This window comes from Psychrobacter sp. T6-1 (genome assembly GCF_052258445.1).
Map to the genome: position 1 here is coordinate 1 of NZ_JBQQFC010000658.1, position 777 is coordinate 777.

Annotated in this window: 2 protein-coding genes; both read right to left on the reverse strand. The window is 48.6% G+C overall.

Features of this window, described 5'->3' with window-relative positions; translation table 11 throughout:
• Nucleotides 1-437, reverse strand: a 437-nt coding sequence (locus ACTXGO_RS16525; RefSeq protein ID WP_443575107.1) for an agmatine deiminase family protein, incomplete at its 3' end; no start/stop codon positions are given.
• Between the two features lie 58 nt (nucleotides 438-495).
• Nucleotides 496-777: nitrilase-related carbon-nitrogen hydrolase (locus tag ACTXGO_RS16530; protein ID WP_443575108.1), on the reverse strand; the 282-nt coding region annotated here is incomplete at its 5' end.

Sequence of the window (777 nt, forward strand, 5' to 3'; positions counted from 1 at the left end):
TCGTCATTGTCCCAAGGCGCGTACAGACCATCAACGTTGCCGCCCCACGCATTAAATACCCAATCACAAGCGCGCAGCTCGCGGTTATGGTTAATCAAAAACGTCGGAACAATGTCACGCGCCCACGCATCATCACTTAGCATGGCGATGACTTCGATATTCTCAGGCAAGCTATCACGGCACTCTTGATAATCTATAGGATTGACGAGCACGGCAACCGCGCAAAATGGCTCAATTGCCAATGCTACTGCTCTATAAGCGGCTTTGGCAGGGACCGCATTATCACGCCAATTATCCGCCCGGTGCGGCCAGACCATCCAAACCTTGTCTATAGGCTCAAACTCAGCTGGCATGTAAAAGCCGTCTGCGACTGGAGTAGAATTCAAGATTAAACTTTTAGATAAGGGCTCTTGTCTTTGTTTATTGGATGTCGACATATAAACCACCTTTGTAAATAGGCTATTGGGTTAATAAGCTTTTGGAGGTAATCGCGGATTAGCCGTGAGTCAGTAAAGTGCCATACATGGAGGGACGGCGGTCGCGAAACACGCCCCATTGCTGACGATCACGGGCAAGCTTATCCAGATCAAAACTGGCACTTATGATCTCAGGTTTATCCGCTGACGCTTCTTTAATAATCTCGCCGCGCCCATCAGTAATAAACGAGCTACCGTAGAATGACATGATGCTATCAGTGCCTTTTTGCGTTATCGTCTCTGAACCGATACGGTTAGAGGCAATTACGGGCATGAGATTGGCGGCCGCATGACCTTGCAT